This window comes from Citrobacter sp. TBCS-14, assembly GCF_005280805.1.
GTDB classification, from domain to species: Bacteria; Pseudomonadota; Gammaproteobacteria; order Enterobacterales; family Enterobacteriaceae; genus Citrobacter; species Citrobacter gillenii.
Genome location: NZ_SZWM01001089.1, coordinates 290 through 600, shown reverse-complemented (window position 1 = coordinate 600; position 311 = coordinate 290). Strand labels below are relative to the sequence as shown.

Below are 311 nucleotides of genomic sequence, written 5' to 3'. Positions count from 1 at the left end.
CCGCCAGCAGCGTCGGCTTACCGCCCGCCTGCGCCACCAGTACGGTGCGCACGCATTCCAGCAGCGAGTGTTCCGCCCGCGCCTGCTGTTCCATGGCGTTGGCCAGCGGATCCATCAGACAGTAACAGATGAATACCCCTAAGAATGTCCCCACCAGCGCCGCCGCCACTTTCAGACCGATCAACGCAATGGAACCATCAATAGACTGCATGGTGATGATAATCCCGAGTACCGCCGCACAGATACCAAAGCCAGGCATCGCCTCTGCGGTACGCTGCAGGGAGCGCGAAGGGGTTAACAAAGATTCTTCC

General features: G+C 59.8%; 1 protein-coding gene. It reads right to left on the bottom strand.

Going from position 1 to position 311, the window contains the following annotated elements; translation table 11 throughout:
• Positions 1-311: MotA/TolQ/ExbB proton channel family protein (locus FDX22_RS32020; RefSeq protein WP_255433057.1), on the bottom strand; the 311-nt coding region annotated here is incomplete at both ends.